Annotated in this window: 18 protein-coding genes; 14 read left to right on the top strand and 4 right to left on the bottom strand. The window is 28.7% G+C overall.

Annotation, left to right across the window (positions count from 1 at the left end; translation table 11 throughout):
* Position 1 precedes the first annotated feature (1 nt).
* Genes ABD715_RS06175 through ABD715_RS06150 form a run of 6 tightly spaced genes read left to right on the top strand, consistent with a single transcriptional unit; the run spans position 2 to position 6,064 of the window.
* Positions 2-637, top strand: a complete 636-nt coding sequence (locus ABD715_RS06175; protein ID WP_344787244.1) for an HAD family hydrolase — start codon at positions 2-4, stop codon at positions 635-637.
* Positions 637-1,269, top strand: coding sequence for an acetyltransferase (locus ABD715_RS06170; RefSeq protein ID WP_344787243.1), 633 nt, complete (start codon positions 637-639; stop codon positions 1,267-1,269). The genes ABD715_RS06175 and ABD715_RS06170 overlap by 1 nt, the downstream gene beginning before the upstream one ends.
* A gap of 13 nt (positions 1,270-1,282) precedes the next feature.
* Positions 1,283-2,413 carry a dTDP-4-amino-4,6-dideoxygalactose transaminase gene (gene rffA, locus ABD715_RS06165; RefSeq protein ID WP_344787242.1) on the top strand — a complete coding sequence of 377 codons (1,131 nt, stop codon included), beginning with the start codon at positions 1,283-1,285 and terminating at the stop codon, positions 2,411-2,413.
* Positions 2,410-3,546, top strand: a complete 1,137-nt coding sequence (locus ABD715_RS06160; protein ID WP_344787241.1) for a TDP-N-acetylfucosamine:lipid II N-acetylfucosaminyltransferase family protein — start codon at positions 2,410-2,412, stop codon at positions 3,544-3,546. Before rffA ends, ABD715_RS06160 begins: the two co-directional genes overlap by 4 nt.
* Positions 3,539-4,816 (top strand): MOP flippase family protein, encoded by a 1,278-nt coding sequence (locus ABD715_RS06155; RefSeq protein WP_344787240.1) that lies wholly within the window; start codon positions 3,539-3,541, stop codon positions 4,814-4,816. The genes ABD715_RS06160 and ABD715_RS06155 overlap by 8 nt, the downstream gene beginning before the upstream one ends.
* Positions 4,817-6,064: a DUF6369 family protein gene (locus ABD715_RS06150; protein WP_344787239.1), complete on the top strand. Its 1,248-nt coding sequence runs from the start codon at positions 4,817-4,819 to the stop codon at positions 6,062-6,064.
* Positions 6,065-6,078: 14 nt separating this feature from the next.
* Here the strand turns inward: ABD715_RS06150 and ABD715_RS06145 are convergent, their stop codons facing one another.
* Positions 6,079-6,582 carry a hypothetical protein gene (locus ABD715_RS06145; protein ID WP_344787237.1) on the bottom strand — a complete coding sequence of 168 codons (504 nt, stop codon included), beginning with the start codon at positions 6,580-6,582 and terminating at the stop codon, positions 6,079-6,081.
* Between the two features lie 807 nt (positions 6,583-7,389).
* On the opposite strand from ABD715_RS06145, the gene ABD715_RS06140 reads away from it, so the two are divergent.
* The 5 genes from ABD715_RS06140 to ABD715_RS06120 all read left to right on the top strand — a co-directional run bounded on the left by ABD715_RS06140 (position 7,390) and on the right by ABD715_RS06120 (position 12,599).
* Complete coding sequence (locus ABD715_RS06140) at positions 7,390-8,589, top strand: glycosyltransferase family 4 protein (protein ID WP_344787236.1); 1,200 nt, start codon at positions 7,390-7,392, stop codon at positions 8,587-8,589.
* Positions 8,582-9,319, top strand: a complete 738-nt coding sequence (locus ABD715_RS06135; protein ID WP_344787235.1) for a WecB/TagA/CpsF family glycosyltransferase — start codon at positions 8,582-8,584, stop codon at positions 9,317-9,319. Before ABD715_RS06140 ends, ABD715_RS06135 begins: the two co-directional genes overlap by 8 nt.
* Before the next feature lie 169 nt (positions 9,320-9,488).
* Positions 9,489-10,475, top strand: a complete 987-nt coding sequence (locus ABD715_RS06130; RefSeq protein ID WP_344787234.1) for a UDP-glucuronic acid decarboxylase family protein — start codon at positions 9,489-9,491, stop codon at positions 10,473-10,475.
* Position 10,476: 1 nt separating this feature from the next.
* Positions 10,477-11,829, top strand: coding sequence for an undecaprenyl-phosphate glucose phosphotransferase (locus tag ABD715_RS06125; protein ID WP_344787233.1), 1,353 nt, complete (start codon positions 10,477-10,479; stop codon positions 11,827-11,829).
* A gap of 5 nt (positions 11,830-11,834) precedes the next feature.
* On the top strand, positions 11,835-12,599 hold the full coding sequence (locus tag ABD715_RS06120) for a glycosyltransferase family 2 protein (protein WP_344787232.1): 765 nt from the start codon (positions 11,835-11,837) through the stop codon (positions 12,597-12,599).
* Here ABD715_RS06120 and ABD715_RS06115 read toward each other — a convergent pair.
* Entirely contained in the window at positions 12,583-13,890 is a 1,308-nt protein-coding gene (locus ABD715_RS06115; protein WP_344787231.1) for a phenylacetate--CoA ligase family protein, read from the bottom strand. The genes ABD715_RS06120 and ABD715_RS06115 overlap by 17 nt on opposite strands.
* Before the next feature lie 191 nt (positions 13,891-14,081).
* Here ABD715_RS06115 and purD point away from each other — a divergent pair, with 191 nt between their 5' ends.
* Positions 14,082-15,353, top strand: coding sequence for a phosphoribosylamine--glycine ligase (gene purD / locus ABD715_RS06110; protein WP_344787230.1), 1,272 nt, complete (start codon positions 14,082-14,084; stop codon positions 15,351-15,353).
* On the opposite strand, the gene ABD715_RS06105 is transcribed toward purD, so the two are convergent.
* Positions 15,348-15,575 carry a DUF6341 family protein gene (locus tag ABD715_RS06105; protein ID WP_344787229.1) on the bottom strand — a complete coding sequence of 76 codons (228 nt, stop codon included), beginning with the start codon at positions 15,573-15,575 and terminating at the stop codon, positions 15,348-15,350. The genes purD and ABD715_RS06105 overlap by 6 nt on opposite strands.
* A gap of 38 nt (positions 15,576-15,613) precedes the next feature.
* Between ABD715_RS06105 and ABD715_RS06100 the strand changes: the two genes are divergently transcribed.
* Positions 15,614-16,537 carry a DUF6427 family protein gene (locus ABD715_RS06100; RefSeq protein WP_344787228.1) on the top strand — a complete coding sequence of 308 codons (924 nt, stop codon included), beginning with the start codon at positions 15,614-15,616 and terminating at the stop codon, positions 16,535-16,537.
* On the opposite strand, the gene upp is transcribed toward ABD715_RS06100, so the two are convergent.
* Positions 16,526-17,185: a uracil phosphoribosyltransferase gene (gene upp / locus ABD715_RS06095; RefSeq protein ID WP_344787227.1), complete on the bottom strand. Its 660-nt coding sequence runs from the start codon at positions 17,183-17,185 to the stop codon at positions 16,526-16,528. The two genes, ABD715_RS06100 and upp, sit on opposite strands and share 12 nt — an antisense overlap.
* Positions 17,186-17,259: 74 nt before the next feature.
* On the opposite strand from upp, the gene ABD715_RS06090 reads away from it, so the two are divergent.
* Positions 17,260-17,865 carry a DUF4254 domain-containing protein gene (locus ABD715_RS06090; RefSeq protein ID WP_344787226.1) on the top strand — a complete coding sequence of 202 codons (606 nt, stop codon included), beginning with the start codon at positions 17,260-17,262 and terminating at the stop codon, positions 17,863-17,865.
* Positions 17,866-17,868: the final 3 nt, after the last annotated feature.

Below are 17,868 nucleotides of genomic sequence, written 5' to 3'. Positions count from 1 at the left end.
TATGATTAAGTACGTTTTTTTTGATGTAGCAGAAACCCTATTAGGTAAGCCAAGTTTATTTACTATAATTCAAAATGTATTAAAAGATTTTGGACATAATCGATCTTTACAAGAAATAAAAGAGAAACATAAATTTTTATCAGAAGTAATCCATTTTCCAGATCGTACCGACGAAGCGTTTTATAAAAAATTTAATTCTAACCTAATTTACACCTTAGGAATTATTCCTTCAGATGATTTGGTTAATTCAATTTTTAAAAACTGTACGTATTTGCCTTGGGAAAAATTTGAGGACACTAAAGTTTTATCAGAAATAGATTTACCCATAGGAGTAATTTCAAATTTTAATACAACACTTAAAGACAAATTAAATACCTTCTTTGGAGATGTATTTACAGATGTATTAGTTTCTGAAGAGCTAGGGGTTGCTAAACCCAATGTTGAGTTTTACAAAAAAGCATTAGAAAAAATTTCTTGCAATGCAGACGAGGTATTATACATTGGAGATTCAATTAAATTAGATTTAAAACCAGCTCTTGAACTTGGTTTTAATGCTTTAATAATTGATAGAAATAATTTTTATCCAAAATTAGAAAAAAGAATATCGAGTTTAATAGAGGTTAAAAACTATATTTAGTGAAAAAAACATTAGCAATACTAGGTTCAGGACATTTAGGGCAGCAAATAGCATATTACGCCATTTCTGATAGCCATTATAGTAATGTAGTGTTTTTTGACGATTTTACCTCAGATAAAGAACGTAATGGTTATGCTATTTTAGGAGATACAGATAATGTAGAACAAGCGTATTTAAACAATGCTTTTGATGAAATAATAATAGCTCTTGGTTATAAGCATTTAAATGTAAAAAAGGCCTTGTATGAAAGGTTTAAAGGTGTAATTCCATTTGGAAAAGTAATACACTCTTCATCTTGGGTAGATAAAACTGCTTCCATAAATGAAGGTTGTGTAATATACCCAACTTGTGCAATAGATGCAAATGCGGTAATAAATGCAAATACGGTACTTAATATAGGGTGTACTATAGCACACGATAGCGTAATAGGTAAACATTGCTTCCTGTCTCCAAGAGTAGCTTTAGCTGGTTTTATTAATGTAGAAGAAATGTGTATACTAGGTATCAATTCTACCATAATAGATAATATAATAATAGTCGAAAAAACACAAGTAGGAGGAGGCACGGTTGTAACAAAAAGTATAACAAAATCAGGTTTATATGTAGGCAATCCTCACCGATTTATAAGATAAAATAAAATTTAAAATGATACCATTTAACAAACCGTTTTTAGTAGGTAAAGAAACTCAGTATATTGAAAAAGCAGTACGTTCTGGAAAAATCTCAGGAAATGGTGATTTTACCGTTAAATGTCAAAATTTTTTCGAAACTAAATTTAGCTTTAAAAAAGCTTTATTAACAACATCGTGCACAGATGCCTTAGAAATGGCTGCCATGTTAATGGATATTAAGCCTGGAGACGAGGTTATTGTACCTTCTTATACATTTGTGTCATCTGCTTTAGCTTTTACGCGTCAAGGCGCTAAAATTATCTTTGCAGATAGTAGAGAAGATCATCCAGGTATAAATGAAAAATCTATAGAAAATCTTATCACAGATAAGACAAAAGCAATAGTTATTGTACATTATGCAGGAGTTGCTTGCGATATGGATATTGTAATGGAGGTTGCTAAAAAGCATAATATTTATGTAGTAGAAGATGCAGCACAAGCAATAGACTCTTACTACAAAGGGAAGCCTTTAGGAAGTATTGGGCATTTTGGAGCTTTTTCATTTCATGAAACAAAAAACATAATATCTGGAGAGGGTGGTTTATTAACTATTAATGACGAACAATTTATTGATAGAGCAGAAGTTATTTGGGAAAAAGGTACAAATAGATCTGCTTTTTTTAAAGGAGAAGTTAATAAATATGGTTGGGTAGACACAGGTTCATCTTTTTTACCATCAGAATTAATCGCAGCTTTTTTATATGCACAACTAGAACATTTAAAGGACATACAAGCTAAACGAAAAGAAATTTGGAATACTTATTTTAAAGATTTAAATGTATTGCAAAATCAAAACCTTTTAAAACTAGCTACACTGCCAGATTACGCAACCAATAACGCACATATGTTTTATGTTGTTACTAAAAATGTACAAGAGAGAGATGCGTTAATAGCACATTTGCGAGCCAATAAAATACACTCTGTATTTCATTATTTGTCTTTACATAAAAGCGACTATCATACTAATAATAGTAATGAGGCTGTACAGAATTTGCCAGAAGCAGATAGATATACCGACTGTTTAATTAGATTGCCTTTATTTTATGATTTGGATATTGAAGATGCTAAAAAAATAGCATTAACTATTAAATTATTTTTTAAATGATTTTACATGTAATTGATGATGAAAAGTTTTTAGTGTCTGTTATAGAGTTATTCGAAACTATTTTTCCTAATCAAAATATATTTCTAGTAGGCATCGATAAAGTGGGTTATAATGATTTCGAGAAACTAGAGCAATCAACAAAAGTTATTTTTAAAAATATTAACACGCCTAGTTATCAAACAGAATATTTAGAATTAAGTAAATCAGTAAATTTTATTTTGTTTCATAATGTTTATAAAACATATAAACTTAGGCTTTTACAAAAATATAAATTAAATATAAAAACAGCTTGGACTTTTTGGGGAGCAGAAATGTATGGGTTAAATCCTAATTATAATGCATTACTTCCTGCAACGAAAACAGCTTATTTAAAAAGCTTATCAATAAAAGATCAAATTAAAAAGACAACGTTATCAAAATTAAAAAAGGCATATTATTGGAGGTTGTTTAAAAATGCCTTAAGGCAACGTAAATTACATTATACCTTAACTAATATTAATGCAGATGTAGATCTTTTAGAGAGTTATACAAAGTTAAATTTACCTAGGGGCTGGTTTAGCTACTATTATTATAATGATGCAGTAAGAAGTAAGATTAAAACCGATAAAAAGAACATATTAATAGGTAATTCTAGTTCTGAATCTAATAATCATTTAGATGCTTTTAATTTAATAAATAAAAAAGAACTAAAAGATAAAAAAATATATGTGCCTCTTAATTATGGAGATAAAAAATATAAAGATTTAGTTATAAAGCAAGCAAAAGGTATTTTTGGATCTTCTGTTGAGCCTCTTGTCGATTTCTTATCGTTAAACGAGTATACCTTTATAATAAATAGCTGTTCTGTTTTAATATTGAACCATAAAAGGCAACAGGCCTTTAATACAATAATGCTTGCTTTAGCAAATGGTTGTAAGGTTTATTTACGAGAAGAAAATACTATTTATAAAACCTTAAAAAGCGAAGGTTTTATAATTTCTAGCATACAAAAAAATATAAATAGTAAGGAGGCGCTTAATGCTTTAACAAAAGAAGAACAAAAATATAATTTAGAGCTTATTAATAAGCATTATTCTAAAAATATTGTTTTCGAGCGAATTAAAGTAGAATTTGAGAGAATGATAAATGAATAATATAAAAAAAGAAGTCGTTTCTGGAGTTAAGTGGACTACTATTGGCACTATAGTGTTGGCAATAGTTGCATTGTTAAAATTATCTGTTTTAGCTAGATTTTTAGATAAAGCAGATTTTGGGTTAATGGCACTTGTAACCTTTGTAATGGGGTTTATGAATCTATTTAACGATATGGGCTTAACTTCTGCAATACTTCATAAAGCAAATATTTCTAAAAAAGAATATGCTAGTTTGTATTGGATAAACATAATGTTTAGCTTTATTTTATATGGTATTTTGCTTTTGGCTTCTCCCTTAGTTGCGTCGTTTTATAACGAGCCAGAGTTAACTGTTCTTATTCCATTGTTAGGACTCAATTTAATAATCTCTGCTATTGGACGAATTTTTAAAACTATAGAATCTAAACATTTAAAGTTTAAAATGATTTCTATTTTTGAAATAATAGCAGCGGTGTGCTCATTATGTTTTGCGGTTTTTTTAGCTATTAATAATTATGGCGTATATACTTTGGTTTATTCGGCTTTGATGCAATATATAATTCAAAACTTATTGTATTTTCTATACGGACTTAAAAAATATGGATTGCTATTTCATTACAATTACTCAGAAACAAAACCTTTTTTAAAAATAGGTGTTTATCAAGTAGGAGGACAGGTTGTTAATTATTTTAATAGAGATATAGACATTTTATTGATAGGTAAGTTTTTTAGCTCAGAAGTATTAGGTGGGTATAGTTTAGCAAAACAGCTTGTTTTTAGACCAGCTCAAATTTTAAACCCAATTATAACCAAAGTAGCTTCTCCAAGCTTATCAAAGCTACAAGATAACATTGAAGTATTAAAGTTAAATTACTATAAGCTTATAAGTATTGTAGCAAAAGTAAATGCAGTAGTTTACATTGCTTTAATTATTTTTGCTCCTTTGGCTGTTTTAATATTTTATGGAGAAGGTTTTAACGAGGTTGTTACTTTAGTCCGTATACTATCTGTTTATATGATTTTTAGAGCTATAGGTAATCCTGTAGGTAGTTTAATAATAGCTACAGGGAAGACTAATATAGAGTTTTATTGGAATTTACTGGTCTTGATAGTAATACCTGTTTTTGTGTTTATTAGTTCGCAATATACAATTAACTGTGTTGCTTGGAGTTTAAATATAGCGTCTTTTATTCTTTTTTACCCAGCCTGGAGATTTTTAATATATAAAATAATTGGCGGTACTTTTAAGGAGTATTTAAAAGCCATTTTCACTTTAAAAATAAAGTATTAAATGCAGTTATTAATTTTTTTAGTATTGACCATAGCTTATATAACTATTGGTTTCCAATTTTTAAAAAATAGAGATATTTCGGTGTTTTTAAAACTAACTGTTTTACTGCCAATTACATCTTCCTTAATACCGCTGCATACACACTTCCAAGTAAATGTATATTACTTTTTTTCCTTTATTGTCGTGGTGGCATATTTTTTTCAAACTTTGTTTAAACCTAAAATGGATAAAAACATTGTAATAGTTACTGCTTTACTAATTGGTTTTATTGGTTTTTATTTACTGTACGATGTTTTAATTTACAAAGAGAATTTAAAAGTAATTAATTTACTTAAAGACTTTAAACCTTTAATTTTTATTTTATTTGGCTTTGTGTTTCTGTATGTGTTAAAAAACAGGCGACTAAATTGGAAAGGGAAAGAGGCAAAAAAAATAATGAAATATAATTTTATAGCAACAATAGTTTGGTTTGTTATTTTAAATACAACTGGTTTTATTTCTTTTGCTACTAATGATCCCTATTATAGTGTTACAGACATTAGATATACATCTGTAGGAGCATCTTTTATCTTAATTTATTATATAGCTGGACTGGGCGTAAATAGAAAGTTTGATAAATATGATTTAGCCTATATTTTAATACCCCTATTTTTATCTGGAAACAGAACAGTATTATTTACATTGGCAGTTATATACCTAATAAACATGGTTATGGTTACAACTAACGCCATAAAATTGTTTAGTAGGATAGGTGTTTTTGTTAGTGCAGGTTTGGTTCTGTTTTTTGGAGTTTTTAGTTTTAACGAGAAGCTACGTACCAGAATTTTAACAATGTTTGATTACGATATTGTAATGAGGCAACTTATTGAATTTCGTTTTGCTCCTTTTATAGAAAAGCTAAATACCTACAGTTGGTATGATTATTTTTTTGGTAAAGGAATTGGAGAAACCATTTTTATTCCATGGTTTGTTTGGAGAGAAACTGTAGATAATTATAATATTTACATGGATAATATTTTTTTAACACTTTATATTAAATACGGTGTGTTTTCTCTAATAGTTGTATTTCTTTTAATTCATTTTATTAATCAAACTAAAACCAATAAGCGTTTCAAAATATTATTATTAATATATTTTTTTATTATGGGATTAACTACAGCATTTATGTATCAAGCAAAGTTTTTATTTATACTAATTGTTTTAGCTAGTTTTAGTTTTGAAACAAAAACATTGAATAGGAAAGAATAAATACAATTTAAGTGTTATAACTTTGTGTTATCTACAACAGCTTTATTTAATATTGCTTTTTGGTTTTGATAGCTGTTTAAATAAAATAGCCAAAAAGCAATAAAAACAATACCATGGTGCCTATTCCATATACATTCTGTAATACTTGTTATAGTAACTATAATAATAAATTGGAGACCAATAAAATCTTTAAATTTTATAAAAATCCAGAAATAATTAAATAATAAATAAATAAATACACCAAGGCCAATAATACCTAGTCCAACATAAAATTCAATATATTGGTTATGGCTATTATAATCGTTTTTAAGGGGTTTTTCTAATTTGTATTTTTCATATTGCTCATTAAGAGATTGCTGAATATCACCAATACCATTACCAATCAAAATATTATTGTTAGCACTAGCTGCTGCAGTCCATAGTTTAGTTTTATGGTTTGTATCGTTAACAGTATAGCCTGTGTAATAAGTAAAGCCAAGTAAATGCTGAAACCTATATTTTGTAACGCCTACATTCATTAAAATAGAAAAGCCTATAATATGAAATAAGACTAATACAATGGCTCCCTTTAAAAGTTGTTTTTTATTTATTATAAAATGTATAATATTTAATAATACTATTAGGTAAAGTATTCCTATTGAAATTCTAGCGGATAATTGAAATATAAATAGAGAAAAATATATTATAAGGCACACATACAAAGCAGTAAAATGTATAGTTCTTTTGTTAGACCTTATAAAATCTAATAAAAAAACTATAGCTAATAAAATATACATAGAATAATATGTAGTGTGTAAATTTATTGTATTACCTAACGCTTTGTAAGAGTAATTTAAGTTAAAAAAGTGCCTTAAACTAGTCTCTTTATTTTCAATAAAAAGAGAAATAACTTTAAAATGAGAATATAAAGTTGCAAAAAGAATAACTAAAATATAGAGAAAATATATATGTTTACGTTTTATGTTTTTTCTAGATAAATAAGTAAAAATTAAAAGACAACTTGGTATTATTGTTAACCTTTCAACCCGTTTTAATCCAATTTTAATATCAGAGGTATAACATAAACTAATTAATATAAGTACAAAGAAAATAAGTATAGGGGTATTTTTAAGTAATACTTCTTTAAACGAATTATAGTTAAAGTAATATAAACTTATAGCTACCATTCCTATAATAACTTTACTGTTTAAATCATTTTTAAATAAAATCAGGGATATAAAGAATAGAAAAAAAAGAATATTTTCTTTTGTAAAAAACTTAATCATTATTATTAATTATTTATAGTTTCAAAAATACTGTACTTTTGATATAAATTAGATTTATAAATGAAAATTTTACACATACTTTACCAATCGGTACCACAAATATCTGGTTCAAGTATCCGGTCTAGAGATATTTTAATGACCCAAAAGGAAGTCGGTATGGATGTTGTTGCTATTACAGCACCGTTTCAAGCTGCTACATCTAATTTTGATATAATTGATGGAATAAAATATTATAGATCCAAATTTAACGAGAAAGATACAATTTCTGATAAAAGAAAATCTTTAGGTAGTAGAATACTTAGGCTCTTTTCTATATTCTCATTTTACAATGAAATAAAAAAAATAATAATTATAGAAAAACCCAATGTTTTACATGCTCATGCCATGTTTTTTTGTGGTATACCTGCATTATTATTAGCCAAGAAATATAAAGTTCCTTTTGTTTATGAAGTTCGTTCTCTTTGGATGTTGAAGAAAGAAAAGAAAAAAACTAGTAAAATTTCAGACTTAATAGAAAGATTGCTATTTAAAACAGAATGTTTTGTTATGAAGAAGGCAAACCAGGTTGTTGTTATAAATGAGAACCTTAAACAAGTAATAGTTAATTCTGGCGTGCCTAGCGATAAAATAGTTTTAATTAACAATGCTGTTAATACAACCTTAATTAATAAGTTAAAGGATATTGATGCAGTTAAAGAAAGAGATGAGGTGCGTTTTGGTTACATAGGCACTTTAACACCACATGAGGGTATAGATATGTTAATTGAAGCCTTTAATATTTTTAATTTAAAACACCCAAAATCTAGACTTATTATTTTTGGATGTGGTATCGAAGAAGAGCGAATAAGTCAACTTGCCCAAGGTAATAATAAAATAGATTTTAAAGGAAAAATAGATCCTAATGAGGTTTATAAGGCTTTTAACGCCATTGATATTATAGTTAACCCAAGATATAAAAATAAACTAACAGATTCTGTAACTCCTTTAAAACCATTAGAAGCAATGGCCTATAGTAAATTGGTAATAGGTAGTGATGTTGGAGGAATTAAAGAATTGGTAAAACACGAAAAGAATGGTTTTTTATTTTCGTCTGGGAGTGTGAAAGAACTAGTAAAGACAATGGAATATGTAGTGAATTTAGATTTAAAAAGAGTAAAAGAGGTTAAAGTTGGAGCTTTAAATTATGTTCAAAATCAGAAAAGTTGGTTGAATAACGCTTCTATTTATCACAAGAATTATCAAAATCTAATAAATGAATAAAATAAGCATATTAAACACTCATATCCATAATTTGACAATGGACGAAACCATACAAATTGTTGATAATACAATAAGTAAGGGAGAACAATTACATCATGTAGTAGTAAATGCAGGTAAGATTGTTGCTATGCAAAGCGATTTACAACTGCGCAAGAGTGTAAATGAAAGTGATTTAATAAATGCAGATGGTCAAGCTGTGGTATGGGCATCAAAAATACTTGGTAAACCTTTACAAGAACGTGTTGCAGGAATAGATCTTATGGTTAACTTAGTAGAGTTGGCTTATAAAAAAAACTACAAGGTTTTCTTTTTTGGAGCAAAAGAAGAGGTTGTAAAAACGGTTGTAGATAAGTATACTAATCAATACTCTTCTAGTATTATAGCAGGTTATAGAAATGGTTACTTTAATAAGAATGAAGAGCAAAATATTGCTCGAGACATTTCTAATTCTGGAGCGAATATTCTATTTGTAGCCATTAGTTCTCCTACTAAAGAAAATTTTCTATACGAAAATAAAGAGCTATTAAATAAAGTAAATTTTGTAATGGGAGTAGGCGGTAGTTTCGATGTGGTTGCTGGAAAAGTTAAGCGAGCCCCCGTATGGATGCAAAATTATGGATTAGAATGGTTTTATCGTTTTGCCCAAGAACCTAAGCGTATGTGGAAAAGATATTTAGTAGGTAACTCAAAATTTATAAGTTTAGTATTAAAAGAAAAATTAAGAAAATAATATTTTCTTAGTCATTGTATCTGTTATATACTTTTATATTTTTGCCTTGATAAAGTAGAGTGTGAAAATAACAAACACTTTGTTATTTATTTAATAAAGCTATACAGGTAAATGAAAATTGTTTGGGTAATTCGTTATTAAAATATTAAACAAAGTAGAGTTAAAGTATATGAAAAAAGTTTTAATAACAGGAGCTGCTGGCTTTTTAGGTTCTCATTTATGCGACCGCTTTATTAAGGAAGGATATTATGTTATCGCCATGGATAATTTTATCACTGGAGATAAAAAAAATTTAATCCATTTAAAAGAGAATCCAAATTTCAATTTTATAGAACATGACGTTACAGAATTTATAAAAATTGATGGAAACTTAGATTATATTCTACATTTTGCATCACCCGCAAGTCCTATAGATTATTTAAAAATTCCAATTCAAACGTTAAAAGTTGGATCTTTAGGCACGCATAATTTATTAGGTTTAGCAAAAGCTAAAAATGCAAGAATTTTAATAGCATCTACATCCGAGGTTTATGGAGATCCATTAGTACACCCTCAAACCGAAGACTATTATGGCAATGTAAGTACAATAGGTCCTAGAGGCGTCTATGATGAAGCTAAGCGCTTTCAGGAATCTATAACAATGGCCTACCATAGGTTTCATGGGTTAGAAACTAGAATTGTACGTATATTTAATACTTACGGTCCAAGAATGCGATTAAACGATGGTAGAGTAATACCTGCATTTATGGGGCAAGCTTTAAGAGGCGAAGATTTAACCGTTTTTGGAGACGGTTCTCAAACCCGCTCTTTCTGTTATGTAGACGACCAAGTAGAAGGGATTTTTAAATTATTATTAAGCGATTATTCAAACCCTGTTAATATAGGAAATCCTCATGAAATTACAATTAAAGAGTTTGCAGAAGAAATTATAAAACTTACAGGAACAAATCAAAAAGTAATTTACAAAGATTTGCCTGTAGACGATCCCATGCAAAGACAACCCGATATTAGTTTAGCAAAAAAAATATTAAATTGGGAGCCAAAAGTAGGTAGAGCAGAAGGCATGAAAATAACATTTGAATATTTCAAAAGCTTATCTCAAGAGGAATTATATAGAAGTGAGCACAAAGATTTTGAAAAGCATATAATTAGATAAATTGAAATATAAACACGGACGTTACTCAAATTTAATTAAACCCTTATTTGGTATTACCGACTTGGTAATACTTAATAGCATGTATTTCTTTTTTGAAATTAATATAGAGAACCCATACCAGTTTGGTATATATACTTCTTTAATGTGGATGTTAATTTCTTTATTAAATAGGTTTTACGAAATACAAAGGCACACAAGAATAATACAAATTATATCTGTGCTTTTAAAGCAAATTGTTTTTTTTACAGTTATTTTATATGCCTATATAGGTTTTTTTAAGCAGCCCAATATTAGTAGATTGGCATTAGGTAATTACCTAATCTCTGCCCTAGGTTTAATAGCTGTATTTAAATTTCTAGTATTCTTTTTATTAAAAAGATATAGACGAATTTTAAGCGGAAACATAAGAAATGTTATAGTTATTGGCGATAACGAAAAAACAAGGCAATTAATAAAAACCTTTAATACAAGATTAGATTTTGGTTATAAGTTCCAATCGCAATTTAAGGTAAAAAATGATGATTTTTCGTTAGATAAATGTTTTAATTATATTATAGAAAAGGATATTGATGAAATCTACTTTTCTATTGCAGAGTTGTCTAACAAGCAAATTAATAGGTTGGTTGATTTTGCAGATAATAACTTGCGAGAATTAAAATTTATTCCTGATAATAAAGATATTTTTTCTAAAAAGTTAAAGTACGAGTATTACGATTATATTCCTATTTTATCCATTAGAACCATTCCTTTACAAGACTCTGTTTTTAAGTTTATTAAGCGTTTATTCGATATTCTATTCTCTTCGTGTATTATAGTTTTCGTATTATCTTGGCTTACTCCAATTTTAGCTATTATAATAAAATTAGAATCTAAAGGTCCTGTGTTTTTCAAGCAATCTAGAAATGGTTTTAATTACAAAGAGTTTGATTGTTATAAGTTTAGATCTATGACACCTAATAAAAATGCTAATCTACACCAGGCAACCAAAGGAGACATGCGAATAACTAAAGTCGGTGCTTTTATAAGAAAAACAAGTATAGACGAGTTACCTCAATTTTTTAACGTTCTTTTTGGAGACATGTCTGTAGTTGGACCAAGACCACATATGGTTAGTCATACCAATCTATATGCACGTAGAATTGATAAATTTATGGTTAGGCATTTTGTAAAGCCAGGAATTACTGGTTTAGCACAAATTAGTGGCTTTAGAGGAGAAATAGAAGAGGATAAAGACATTATCAATCGTGTTAAATACGATATTTTTTATATAGAAAACTGGTCTATTCTTCTAGATTTAAAAATTATTATTCAAACGGTTGCAAACGCTGTAAGGGGAGAAGAAAAGGCATATTAATAATTATGGTTTCTATAATAACTCCAATGTTTAATTCTGAAGCGTTTATTTCAGATACAATACAAAGTATACTTCAACAAACATACACCAATTGGGAGCTTATATTAATAGACGATAATTCTAATGATAAAACCAAAGAGATAGCGCAATCATATATTAAAAAATATGCTAATATTTCTTTAATTATCAATAATAAGAATTTTGGTGCAGCAATATCTAGAAATAAAGGCATAGACGCAGCTAAAGGTAATTTTATTGCTTTTTTGGATGCCGATGATTTATGGAAACCCGAAAAGTTGGAAAAGCAAATAACTTTTATAAAAGCAAATGGTTGCGATGTTTGCTTTAGCTCATATAGCTTAATTAACGAGGCTGGAGAGTGTTTAAATAAACAAATTAAGGCATTACCTGTTTTAACGTATAAAAAGTTGTTAAAAAGCAATTATATAGGGAATTTAACAGGGGTTTACAGTGTTAAAACACTTGGCAAAATAAAATCGACAAATTTAAGAAAACGTCAAGATTGGCTATTGTGGTTGGCTGCTCTTAAAAAATCTGGTAAACCTGCCCAAGGTATAAACGAATCTTTGGCTTTTTATAGAGTTAGAGAAAATGCTATGTCTTCAAATAAATTGGGCTTATTAAAATACAACTACTGGGTTTATAAAAAAGGATTAAAATTTTCTACAATAAAATCTAGCTACTTTATTATTCGGTTTTTATTCGAACACTTTTTTATTAAATCCAAACAAACTATAAATGAGATTTAAACTGTTTTAGTTTGCCTCTATTAGCTCTAGTTAGTTGTTTTTCTTTCTTAAAAAGAATAGTTAAACCGGGCTCTAAATAGGTGGTTATTGCTTCTCTTATTTTTTGTAGTTTATCTCGGTTAATTTCGTGGTTACCTGTATAGCTAATTTTAAAAGTGTTAAGCTTTAGTTGTTCAATAACAAACTCTTTTACATACCCAGAATCCTCTATAATTGTTTTTGTTATGTAGTAAAATGTTAACCCAGCAGCTTTTTTTCCGCTAGGTAAAACAATAATATCGTCTGCTCTCCCAATTAAAGATTCCAAAATAGGCGTTTTTAGCGTGCTTTGTTTCGATAGGCTGCCAATGTCTCCTAAATCGTACCTAATAAAAGGATGTGCTTTGTTATAAAGCGAGGTAACAACAATACGACCTTTTTCTCCAATTGGTAAAACGTTATCGTGCTTATCAAGTATTTCAATAAATAAATCTTCATTATTTACTATCCATTCATCCTTTTTGTTTTGAAAAGCAATTAAGCCTAACTCGGCAGCACCATATTCGTTAATTACGGGTATTCCAAATTGAGTTTCTAAAAGGGCTTTATCATCTTTAAAAAGCATTTCAGAAGTAACAATACAAGCTTTTAAGCTAGGGCAAATAGATTTTAAAACAATGTTTTTTTGCTTTAAATACTTAGCAAATTGTACTATAGAGCTTGTGTATCCATTAATATAATCGAATTTGGTAGTCTTAAATTTTTGTGCGTTTTTTTGTAATTGCGTATCACTTAAGTCAAAAACAGAAAACCGGTATCTATTACTCAATATATCTTTTAAACGCTCTTTATAATACCCTTTTTTGTTTAATGGAATACCGTAAAATCGTGCTTGTTTAGAGGTGTTTAAGTTAATATTAAACCAAGCATATTTATTAATAAAACCTGCCCAAGTTAATGCATGACAAAATTTATCTTTTGCAAAAATAAAAGGCGTTCCAGAAGAGCCAGAGGTTTTGTGTTTATGTATGTTTTTTAAACTAAAATTATCTGAAAGACGATTTTTTAAGGGTTGCTGTAAATCGCTTTTAGTCATTACAGGAATATCTTCCCATGCTTTCATATTAGCGTTCTTAGTAAAATCTTTATAAAATGTATTGTTTTTTAAATGATAATTTACAATTTCGCGCTTTTTAGTTTCTATGTAATTTTTTAATTCAGCTTCATCCTTATTCAAAATTGTTTTCAATAATTTTTTCGCTTCACCAATAGGGAAACGTTTAAATTTTAAAGCAAGGTTAAAGAAATTCAATTAAAATTATATTTAAAAGTATTAAAACAAAGCTAAAGATAAATACTGTTTTTTAAGCTTATTAAGTGAAAAATAGGAAAAAAAGAAGTTTCAATGTATTGCCAACCGTAAAAACAACTTATTTTTGCGTTTTAAAATACATTTACCTTGTCATTCATTATTTTAAAATGATAATCTAAAACTAAATAAAAATGAATATCTTAATTCTTGGTTCTGGCGGAAGAGAACATACATTTGCTTGGAAAATAGCACAAAGTCCTTTATGTAAACAACTATTTGTAGCTCCTGGAAACTCAGGAACTTCAGAAGTTGCTACTAATGTAAATATAGGAGTAACAGATTTTGAAGCCATAAAAGAATTAGTTGTAACTAGCAAAATCGATATGGTTGTAGTTGGACCAGAAGATCCTTTAGTGCAAGGTGTTCACGATTTCTTTTTAAGCGACAAAGCCCTAAAACATGTATCTGTAATTGGTCCGCAAAAGGCAGCAGCAGAGCTAGAAGGAAGTAAGGAGTTTGCTAAAGAGTTTTTATATAGGCATAACATTCCTACTGCAGCATATCAGAGTTTTACAAAAGATACCGTAGAAGAAGGGTATGCTTTTTTAGAAACTTTAAAAGCGCCTTATGTTTTAAAAGCAGATGGATTGGCTGCAGGAAAAGGCGTAGTTATTCTTAACGATTTAGATGAAGCTAAAACTGAGTTAAAAAGCATGTTAGTTGATGCTAAATTTGGAGACGCTAGTACTAAGGTGGTTATTGAAGAGTTTTTAGACGGTATAGAACTTAGTTGTTTTGTATTAAGTGATGGAGAAAATTATAAAATTTTACCAACCGCGAAAGATTATAAGCGAATTGGAGAAGGCGATACAGGATTAAATACCGGAGGAATGGGAGCAGTCTCTCCTGTACCATTTGCTACAGAAGAGTTTTTAAATAAAATTGAAGAGCGTATTGTAAAACCTACTATTTCTGGTTTTAAAAAAGATAATTTGCCATACGTTGGTTTTGTTTTTATAGGCCTTATAAAAGTAGGAGACGACCCTAAAGTAATAGAATATAATGTGCGTATGGGAGATCCAGAAACAGAAGTGGTTTTACCAAGGCTAAAGAATGATTTTGTCGAAATTCTTAATGCGATGTCTAATGGTACGCTAGATAAAATAGATATAGAAATTGACGAGCGAGCAGCAACTACAATTATGTTAGTATCTGGAGGTTACCCTGAAGCTTACGAAAAAGGAAAAGAAATTACAGGAGTAAATACTATCGAAAATTCAATTCCGTTTCATGCAGGTGCGCAAATAAAAGACGGTAAAATTGTAACTTCTGGTGGTCGTGTTATGGCAATAACATCATATGGAGATACCTACCAAGAAGCCATAAAAAAATCTTACCAAAGTATAGATAAGCTAAACTTTGATAAGATGAATTATCGTAAAGATATAGGATTCGATTTATAAAAACGAGTGCGAAGAAATGCTTTTGTCTTCTTCGTTGTTGTCGTTAAACTTTTTAAGTTGAAGCATCCAATAAACCATGGCTGCAAAACCTATAAGCATAAAAATCCAAGAAATTGTACTTGCAGCAAACCAGTTTTCTAGCTCTAGAGCTCTTAAAGAGTCCATAGGAGCAAAAAGTACGTTAACAAATAAATCCTGTATCGAGTAAAAGAAATCTTTCATAGTAGTATATTTACAAGGCAAAAATACAAAAAGAGTTAATGATTGCAAGTATTTTCAGTAAATCTAAACCAATAAATTTTATTATTGTTTTTTTTATCACACTTTTAGCTTTTCTACTCGCTAATCTAGAAGATATAAATAAACCAATACAGCTTAGTAACGTGCTGTATTTAATGGTGTTATTTTTAGCCAGTTATATCTCTATTTTAATGTTAGATTTTATTGTGTCTAAAAATAAATTAACACAAAATAATAATTACGAAATACTCTTGTATGCCTTGTTTTTAGTAGCAATTCCATTATCGTTAAGTAGTGGTAATATTATTATTTCAAACCTTTTTGTGCTTTTTGGATTAAGGAGATTAATTAGTTTGAGAACTCAAAAAAGTATGAACAAAAAGTTGTTTGATGCTGCTTTTTGGTTTGCTATTGCTGCTCTTTTTTATTTTTGGTCTATCTTATTTTTTGTTCTTATTTTATTTACATTATTAATGTATACAGACAATAAAATAAAGCATTGGGTTATTCCTTTTATAGGTATTGCTACAGTTTTTATATTGGCAGTAAGTTTTTCTGTACTGTATTATAACAATTTTTTCGAAGTTTTTAAAAGCTTGCCAATAACAAATTTAGATTTTAGTACGCATAATAATTTACCATTTATAATTGCTTTAACCATGCTGTTATCTTTTGGTGCTTGGTCTTCCGTGTTTTACATTGGCGAAATTAAAAATAAAAAAAAATCGTTTAGGCCTTCTTTTAAAATAATACTTTTTATGGTTATAACATCGTTTGCCATTGTGGTTTTGGCCCCAGAAAAAAACGGAAGCGAATTCCTTTTTCTTTTTTCGCCTTTAGCAATAATTATTACAAATTATATAGAAACTATGGAGGTAAATTGGTTTAAAGATGTGTTTTTAGCAATATTAGTTTTGGTACCATTTGTACTTTTATTTTTGTAGCTTTTCTCCAAAAGCCAAATCTCCAGCATCACCTAAACCCGGAATTATATAACCTTTATCGTTTAATGTTTCGTCTATAGCAGCAATCCATAAATGGGTATTTTTGTCAAAATGATTGTCAATAAAATCAACACCTTCTTGTGCGCCAATAACGCTAATTAAATGTACCTCTTTTGGTGTTCCAAAAGGCTTTAAAGCTTCAAAAGTGGCTAGCATAGATTGTCCAGTTGCTAACATAGGGTCTGCCAAAATAAGTGTTTTACCTTCTAGATTTGGACAAGCTAAATATTCAACTATAATCTCAAAACTTTCAGGGTCATGTTTGTGGTGTCTATAAGCAGATATAAAAGCATTTTCTGCAGTATCAAAGTAATTTAATAGCCCATTATGCAATGGTACGCCAGCTCTTAAAATAGAGCAAAGCACTATATTATCATCATATAAATTAATGTTACTATTTGCTAAGGGTGTTTCAATTGTTTGGGCACAAAAATTTAAAGTTTTACTCATTTCATAACTTAAAATTTCGCCAATGCGTTCTATGTTTCTTCGAAACCGCATGCTGTCTTTTTGAATGTTAACATGTCTAATTTCTGATAAAAATGTATTTAAAATGGAGTTTTGGTTAGAAATATTATGAATATGCATAGTTTACAACTTGTTTTATGGTAGTAAAGTTAACTAAATATGAAGTATATTTACCTCTTTAAAATAATAACAATATGTTTACAAGTAAAGCCAACAAAATATTTCAAGATGTTATAGAAAAATATCATGTAATTAATACTGTAGATCAATCTTTTACAAACCCATATACAAAAAGTGATTTATTAGAGCATTTATTATATAGAAAATGTTGGATAGATACTGTACAATGGCATTACGAAGATATTATTCGCGATCCGCAAATAGACCCTGTAGAGGCTTTAGCTTTAAAGCGCAAAATTGATGCATCTAACCAAGATAGAACCGATATGGTTGAATATATAGATAGTTATTTTCTTGAAAAATATAAAGATGTTACAGTAAAAGATGATGCTACAATTAATACCGAAAGTCCTGCTTGGGGCGTAGATAGATTGTCTATTTTAGCATTAAAGGTATATCATATGCAAGAAGAAGCTACGCGTGTAGAAGCTTCTGATGAACATAGAGTTGCTTGCCAAAATAAGTTGAATATTTTATTAGAGCAAAGAGAAGACTTATCTACAGCTATAGATACCTTGTTAAGCGATATCGAAAAAGGCTATAAATACATGAAAGTGTATAAGCAAATGAAAATGTATAATGATGATGAGTTAAATCCTGTTTTACGAGGTTTAAAATAGTTC

The organism is Postechiella marina (genome assembly GCF_039538365.1).
GTDB classification, from domain to species: Bacteria; Bacteroidota; Bacteroidia; order Flavobacteriales; family Flavobacteriaceae; genus Postechiella; species Postechiella marina.
The sequence above is the reverse complement of the archived record's forward strand: the minus strand, read 5'-3'. Positions and strand labels throughout refer to the sequence as shown.

What these genes read in the sequence shown, in the direction of transcription:
- ABD715_RS06150 (WP_344787239.1), top strand. Translation starts at nt 4,817, where the DNA reads ATGCAGTTATTAATTTTTTTAGTATTGACCATAGCTTATATAACTATT.
- ABD715_RS06130 (WP_344787234.1), top strand. Translation starts at nt 9,489, where the DNA reads ATGAAAAAAGTTTTAATAACAGGAGCTGCTGGCTTTTTAGGTTCTCAT.
- ABD715_RS06175 (WP_344787244.1), top strand. Translation starts at nt 2, where the DNA reads ATGATTAAGTACGTTTTTTTTGATGTAGCAGAAACCCTATTAGGTAAG.
- ABD715_RS06155 (WP_344787240.1), top strand. Translation starts at nt 3,539, where the DNA reads ATGAATAATATAAAAAAAGAAGTCGTTTCTGGAGTTAAGTGGACTACT.
- ABD715_RS06120 (WP_344787232.1), top strand. Translation starts at nt 11,835, where the DNA reads ATGGTTTCTATAATAACTCCAATGTTTAATTCTGAAGCGTTTATTTCA.
- ABD715_RS06160 (WP_344787241.1), top strand. Translation starts at nt 2,410, where the DNA reads ATGATTTTACATGTAATTGATGATGAAAAGTTTTTAGTGTCTGTTATA.
- ABD715_RS06140 (WP_344787236.1), top strand. Translation starts at nt 7,390, where the DNA reads ATGAAAATTTTACACATACTTTACCAATCGGTACCACAAATATCTGGT.
- rffA (WP_344787242.1), top strand. Translation starts at nt 1,283, where the DNA reads ATGATACCATTTAACAAACCGTTTTTAGTAGGTAAAGAAACTCAGTAT.
- ABD715_RS06105 (WP_344787229.1), bottom strand. Translation starts at nt 15,575, where the DNA reads ATGAAAGATTTCTTTTACTCGATACAGGATTTATTTGTTAACGTACTT.
- ABD715_RS06135 (WP_344787235.1), top strand. Translation starts at nt 8,582, where the DNA reads ATGAATAAAATAAGCATATTAAACACTCATATCCATAATTTGACAATG.
- ABD715_RS06100 (WP_344787228.1), top strand. Translation starts at nt 15,614, where the DNA reads ATGATTGCAAGTATTTTCAGTAAATCTAAACCAATAAATTTTATTATT.
- purD (WP_344787230.1), top strand. Translation starts at nt 14,082, where the DNA reads ATGAATATCTTAATTCTTGGTTCTGGCGGAAGAGAACATACATTTGCT.
- ABD715_RS06145 (WP_344787237.1), bottom strand. Translation starts at nt 6,582, where the DNA reads ATGAATGTAGGCGTTACAAAATATAGGTTTCAGCATTTACTTGGCTTT.
- ABD715_RS06090 (WP_344787226.1), top strand. Translation starts at nt 17,260, where the DNA reads ATGTTTACAAGTAAAGCCAACAAAATATTTCAAGATGTTATAGAAAAA.
- upp (WP_344787227.1), bottom strand. Translation starts at nt 17,185, where the DNA reads ATGCATATTCATAATATTTCTAACCAAAACTCCATTTTAAATACATTT.